A 6,380-nucleotide genomic window follows, 5' to 3' on the forward strand; every position below is an offset into this window, starting at 1 on the left:
AGAAGCGCGCGGTCGCTTTTGAAATCAGGGCCTACCCACAACCAACTTCAATCCAAGGGCCGTGCTTACAACAGCGGCCGGAACCCCACTGCCTGTCCTCCCCACGCGCCAACTGAACTCTTTCGCCAGAGGACCGTCAGGGTGATCTTCCTGCTGGCTTTTCTTATAAAGTTTCGAAAGGGACGAATTCGGTCGCCTTGCCAAAGTTCTTGCGCTGAACTAGCGATGCAGCGTCAGCTTGATATCTTGCTGCACGTTGCCGAAGTGTTTGCCGAGAATGTTCAGGCCGCCGCAGTTGGCGGCATCCGGCTTGACAGCGAAACGAACGACGATCGGCTCGCCGGGCTGCAGCCGCAGCTGCGCCAGGTTCGCGCCTTCCACGCGCTCGCCGTTCACCGAGCTGCCCTGCGCGTCGACCGTCCACTCCGTTAGCAAACCGTACTGCGTGCCGCCGAGCCACCAGGAAGGCGTCAGCTCGCCCTTTTTGCCGCCGAAGTCGCCCGGGCTTGTCCACGTGCCGACCTCCACGCCGTTGATGGACAGCGTAATGTCCGACGGCCAGTCCTCGCGATAGCCTTGCACCTCCGAGCATACCTCCGCGCTGATGGAGATGGCATGAGGCGGGTTGCTCGGCGTCATGCCGTTCGGGAACCGGTACTCGATGTAGCCGTCCTCGCTGAACCAGACGAGAAAAGCATCGGCGCGTTCCGGCCAATAAAATGCTTGCGGATCATCGACCGCGCCGATCAGCCCGTCTTTGCCAACTAAACCGCAGGTCGCTTTCACACGAAAATCCGAAAACATCCCTACCGGCATCTGAATCGACTCCAGCTGGGACAGCTCGTTCGGCACCTTCGGCAGCTGCAGCATCACAACATCGCATGTCCGCGACAGCAGCTTGCCCCGCCCGAACCGCTGGACCGTCTCGACCAGACCGGCCTCCTCCAGCATTTGCACATTGATCGAGATCGTGGGTTGGGCGACTCCAAGTTGGGCGGTCAGCTCCGATACGCTCATCGGCTTCTCGCTCAGGCTCTCCAGAATACGCAGCCGCAAGTCGCTGGCCAGGGCTTTGGCGGTTTCTAGCAGGGCGGGCGTGGGGATGCGTTTGACATTCGTTTCTTGCTCCATGATCGGGTTCCTCCGGTCGGTTCGATTGCTATCTTTTAAGTGTACATGGAGAATTGTTATATTGCAAAAATTAAATGAATATAGGAATTTCACAATTTTCAATATTTACATTTTCCTATACAAATTATATTATCGCTATATAAAGGTCTTCATTTTAAACTATTGGAGGTTGTCCCTCATGCTAAGAGCCGAGTATCCGAGACCCCAGTTTCAGCGCCAATCCTGGCTATGTTTGAACGGTGTATGGGAATTTGAGTTTGATGACGAGAATCGCGGGTTGGTGCAGAAATGGTACAAAGGTACGTCGCTTTCTCGCCAAATTCAGGTCCCTTTTTGCTATCAGAGCGCACTCAGCGGGATTAACGACCGGACGTTCCACGATATCGTCTGGTACCGCAGGGAGATAGGGCTGCCTGAAGCTTTCCGGGGCAAGCAGGTATGGCTTCATTTCGGCGCGGTCGATTATGCCGCCATGGTGTGGGTCAACGGGCAGTTGGTCGCGCGGCATGAGGGCGGACATACTCCCTTTTCCGCTGATATAACGGGTTGTCTGGACGAGGGTGGAGCCTGCTCTGCCACGATTGTGGTTCGGGCGCAGGATTACAGCTTGGACCTGTCTGTCCCTCGGGGCAAGCAGTATTGGAAGGAACAGTCGGAGAGCATTTTTTACACGGGGACTACCGGGATCTGGCAGACGGTATGGCTGGAGCCGGTGGAGCCGATTCATGTGCAGAAGGTGAAGCTCACGCCGGATTTGGATGCGAACGAAATCGCCATTGACGCGTTTGTCGCAGGGGATCGGTTCGGTGCGGCCGCGGATGTGCAGCTGGAGACAAGCATTATGTTCGAGGGCGAGCTGATCGCCCGGGATGTGACGCAGGTGCTGGAATCGGTTATGTCTCGCCGCATCAAGCTGGTAGCCACCCAGCCCGATCGTTTCTTGAAAGTTTGGAGCCCGGAGGCGCCGAATCTGTACAATGTGGAGCTGGTCCTTCGCGTGGAGGGACGGGAGACGGATCGGGTCGCCAGCTATTTCGGTCTGCGCAAAATTTCGATCGAGCAGGGCGAGCTGTGTTTGAACAACCGGCCTTATTACATGAAGCTGGTGCTGGATCAAGGGTATTTTCCGGAAGGACTGCTGACCGCCCCGTCGGATGAGGCGCTGCGGCAAGATGTCGAGCTGACCAAGGCGATGGGCTTCAACGGCGCGCGCAAGCATCAGAAGATCGAGGATCCGCGCTACTTGTATTGGTGCGACCGGCTGGGGCTGCTCGTCTGGGGCGAGATGGCGAACGCCTACGTCTTCTCGGGTGCCTACGTGAACCGGATGACGAGCGAGTGGCAGGAGGCCGTGGAGCGGGACTACAACCATCCTTGTTTGGTTGCTTGGGTGCCGCTCAATGAGAGCTGGGGCGTCCCGGACATCATGCGTAACCGGGAGCAGCAGCATCATGCGACGGCGATGTACCACTTGACGAAGTCGCTCGATTCGACGCGTCCCGTGATTTCGAATGACGGGTGGGAGCATGCGAAGTCGGATATGTTGACGATCCATGACTATGAGAGCCGCGAGGATGTGCTGAGCCGACGGTATAGCAGCGTCGAGCAGATCCTCAGCGAAAAGCCTTGCAAGCGCAGCTTATACATGCCGGGCGTATCGCATGCCGGTGAGCCGATTCTCGTCACCGAGTTCGGCGGCATCTCTTTCCGCAAGAGCGAGTGGGAGGGCTGGGGCTACTCGGCCGCCAGCGATGAGCGCGATTACGTGGAGCGGGTGGCGGCTGTCGTGCGGCCTTTGCTGCAGTCGGTGGCGGTGAAGGGCTACTGCTACACGCAGCTGACCGATGTGGAGCAGGAGATCAACGGGCTGCTGACGTACGACCGCCAGGCGAAGGTGCCGCTCGAGTGGATTCGCTTGATCAACGAAGGCAAGCCGGTATCGGCCGAAGCGGTCGCCACCCACATGGCGTTGAGGGCCCCCTCTGCCGGTGAGGCTAAATAGGCTGGATTGTGGTTGATTGGACCGTCCGCTCCTTGGGGAGCGGGCGGTTTTGTGTGTCCGGGGGAGGAGGCGTGCCCTGCGTAGAGTATGGTTACTCGAAATCATCTAATTCTGCGGAAAATGGGGTCTGCGCCCGGAACGTGCGCCTTCCCCCTGCAAATGATAGAATAGAAGAAACAAGCTCTACCGCACGGGAAAGGAACCGCAAACAACATGCTACTCCGCAGCCGCAAAAGCTACATCCTTTTATTCGCCCTGCTACTCACCATAGCTACTGTCGTCCTCACCGCCTGCAATGCGCGTCCGACACATCTGTTCGTGCTGCCGCAAGGCTTCACCGGCTGGGTAGAAGTCACCTACGAGCAGCCAAACGCGCCGGCGCTGAAGGAGGAGCGCAACCACATCGTCTACGAGGTGCCCGCCTCCGGCAAGGTCGCGACTTCGAGCGCGAACAAGGCGGGGCCGATGGTATTCTACTACGTCGACGCGATCGGCCAGAGAACCGGCTTCGGCACGAAGGAACAGCTCGTCCACGGGATCGGCACCTCCTCCGGGACGGATCAGCCGCCGATGCTACGCTTCTTCGTCGGCACCGAAGCCCAATTCAAACAGCAGCCGAAGGAAGGATACTGAATGTTTACGGATTTCATCCCGTATGCCATCGAATGGGGGATCGACCGCTGCGTGCTGAACCGAATCATGAGTGTCAACCCGGCTGCGCGATACGCAATCGCTAAGCTAGCTTGAAGGCGATCCGGCCGTTCAGCAGCAAATGCGCGCCAATGGAGAGCCGAAAAAAGAAAATTTAACTCAACTAGTTAACACAGGTATGATATAGGTGTTATGCTCGACATAACAACAAGGAAGGAGCCGCTGCTTCATGATAGAGATCCCTCCAGCTTTTCTACAAAGGATGCACGAGCTTCACGGCGAGGCGGGATTGGCTTGGGCGGAGGCGCTCCCCGGTTTGATTGCCGAATGTGCAGCTCGCTTCGACTTTCGTTCAGTTGCTCCTTTCCCCGATCTAACCTGGAACTTCATCCTACTGGGCAAAGACGCCGAAGATCGTTCGATCGTGCTGAAAGCCTCGTTCCTGAAGGACGAGCTGGCCAGAGAGGTTCGCGTCCTTCGCGCTTATGCGGGGCATGGGGGTGTTCGAGTGTTGGATGCGGATGAGAGCTGGGGAGTCGCGGTTCTGGAGGGGGTTGTCCCGGGCACGCCTTTGTCGACGATCGAGGATGATGAGCGGGCTACGGCCGTTTTCTGCGAAGTGTTTCGCCGACTTCACTCGCAAGATCTGCCTGTCGACGGTGTGTTCCCGACTTTACTGCAGCATTTTGCTGCTATGGAGCGATACCGCCTCAAGCGTGTAGAGGACAAGCCTCAGGAAACGCCTTTACCGGAAAAATGGGTGGAAACCGCCGAAGTCTATTTAGCCGATCTTCTCGCGAGCACCCAAGAGCCTCTTCTTCTCCTGCACGGCGATCTTCACCATTACAATCTCCTTCTCCGTGGCGAAAACCAATGGATGGTCATTGACCCGAAAGGCGTCGTGGGCGATGTCCATTTCGAAACGATCCAGTATTTGCTGAATTTCGAAGATCGAGGCGGGGACCGAGAGTCGCTGCTGCTGCGGCGGATTGCGATGATGGCCGATCGCCTCGGATTGGATCCCCAGCGTATTGCGATGTGGGGGGTGGCGCGAGGCGTGCTCGAAGCTTGCTGGACGTTGGAGGACGGTGGCGCGGATTGGCAGAAGGGGATCGAAATAACGGAGCGTTTTGCGAGTGTCCTCGACTTTTATCAGAACCATTCTAAACTATCCTAGACTAATAAAAGAGGTGCCCCATGAGCCAAATCGAAACGTTGCGTATTGGAATTGCCGGTGCAGGCGGTAGACCTAGAGCGTTCAGTCAGGCGCTGGCGATGCATCCCCGGGTGACGGTTGCCGCGATCTGCGATGCTTCCGAGGACAAACTGCGTGCCGTCTCCCAGCTTTACGGTGCGCAAGCCCAGTCGTTCCTCTCTTACGAGGACATGCTGGAGCAAACGGAGCTGGATGCCGTTATCATCGGGACCCCGATGCAGGCGCATGCACCCCAAAGCTTGCTCGCACTCGAACAGCATCTGCACGTGATCAGCGAAGTGCCGGCGGCGACAGACCTCGAGCAGTGCCGTCAATTGGTCGAGGCGGTTAAGCATTCGCGAGGCCGGTATTTGATGGCGGAAAATGTAAACTATTTCAAACAAATGATGCTGGTAAAAGCGATGATTCGAGCCGGCTTGTTCGGGGAGCTGTACTACGCGGAGGGCGAGTATCTCCATGAGTCGAAGGAACTGAACGAGTTGACCAAGTGGCGGCGGTCCTGGCAAACCGGCGTCAACGGCATCACGTACGGGACCCACAGCATCGGGCCGATTCTGGATTGGTTCGAGGGCGACCGGATCTCGCAGGTGTCTTGTATCGGCGGCGGCCATCATTATGCGGATGCTTCGGGGCGCGCTTATGAGCAAGAAAACACTTGCGTCATGCTGGCTAGAACCGAGCAGGGCCGGCTCATCAAGATCCGCCAGGACTTGCTGTCCGAACGCCCGACCACGCTGAATTACCAGCTGCAAGGCACACAAGGCTGCTATGAGTCGGATCGGTTCGATTTCTGGAACGGCAAGTTCTACTCCAAGACGTTCGGCGAGGACAAGAAAGAGTGGAAGGATATGCGGACAGTGGAGGCCGAGTACCTGCCTAAAGCATGGGCGGAGCTCCCGGAAGATCAGGTCGTCAACCACGGCGGCTCCGACTATGTGATGATGTGCGATATTTTGGCTCAGCTGACGGGGGAAAAGGCGCTCACGATCAACATCCATCAAGCGATGGATATGACGCTGCCGGGCCTGGTCAGCCAGCAATCGATTGGCCGCAGCGGCGAGTGGGTCGACGTTCCGGATTCCAGGTGGTGGTGAGGCGGGCGGACCGCTTGATCGGATGAAAGGTGGTACTCACAATTGCCGTGAAGTCTAGCTATGATGGATTGGCGATCCCCCGCCACCCCACCCAACTCCAGATCCACCCGACTCCGGATCCACCCAAGTCAACATCCACCCAACCACCATCGGGCACCTCGCCCGGTGGTTTTTGTTCACATAATAGAAAGTTTAATCGCTTTACAGCGATAAAGCATAAGAGGGACGCTTGCTAAGCGAGTTTGGGGGATTCAGCATCCATGGCGCCACCTCCCGGCATCGGTGT

5 protein-coding genes are annotated in these 6,380 nt (G+C 57.4%); 4 read left to right on the plus strand and 1 reads right to left on the minus strand.

What is annotated here, in order from left to right:
- Positions 1-219: 219 nt before the first annotated feature.
- Complete coding sequence (locus tag PKO02S_RS31330; RefSeq protein WP_127589117.1) at positions 220-1,131, minus strand: ArsR/SmtB family transcription factor; 912 nt, start codon at positions 1,129-1,131, stop codon at positions 220-222.
- Between the two features lie 178 nt (positions 1,132-1,309).
- Here PKO02S_RS31330 and PKO02S_RS31335 point away from each other — a divergent pair, with 178 nt between their 5' ends.
- The 4 genes from PKO02S_RS31335 to PKO02S_RS31350 all read left to right on the plus strand — a co-directional run bounded on the left by PKO02S_RS31335 (position 1,310) and on the right by PKO02S_RS31350 (position 6,094).
- The gene (locus tag PKO02S_RS31335) at positions 1,310-3,133 is read left to right on the plus strand and encodes a glycoside hydrolase family 2 protein (protein ID WP_127589119.1); all 1,824 of its coding nucleotides are present in this window, start codon (positions 1,310-1,312) and stop codon (positions 3,131-3,133) included.
- 213 nt (positions 3,134-3,346) lie between these two features.
- Positions 3,347-3,766, plus strand: a complete 420-nt coding sequence (locus PKO02S_RS31340) for a DUF6843 domain-containing protein (protein ID WP_127589121.1) — start codon at positions 3,347-3,349, stop codon at positions 3,764-3,766.
- Between the two features lie 247 nt (positions 3,767-4,013).
- A complete protein-coding gene (locus PKO02S_RS31345; protein ID WP_127589123.1) occupies positions 4,014-4,961 on the plus strand; it encodes an aminoglycoside phosphotransferase family protein in 948 nt (315 codons plus the stop codon).
- 20 nt (positions 4,962-4,981) lie between these two features.
- The gene (locus tag PKO02S_RS31350; protein WP_127589125.1) at positions 4,982-6,094 is read left to right on the plus strand and encodes a Gfo/Idh/MocA family protein; all 1,113 of its coding nucleotides are present in this window, start codon (positions 4,982-4,984) and stop codon (positions 6,092-6,094) included.
- The last annotated feature ends 286 nt before the right edge of the window (positions 6,095-6,380 follow it).

Origin of the sequence: Paenibacillus koleovorans NBRC 103111, from assembly GCF_004000845.1 — a bacterium.
Taxonomy (GTDB): Bacteria; Bacillota; Bacilli; order Paenibacillales; family NBRC-103111; genus Paenibacillus_AA; species Paenibacillus_AA koleovorans.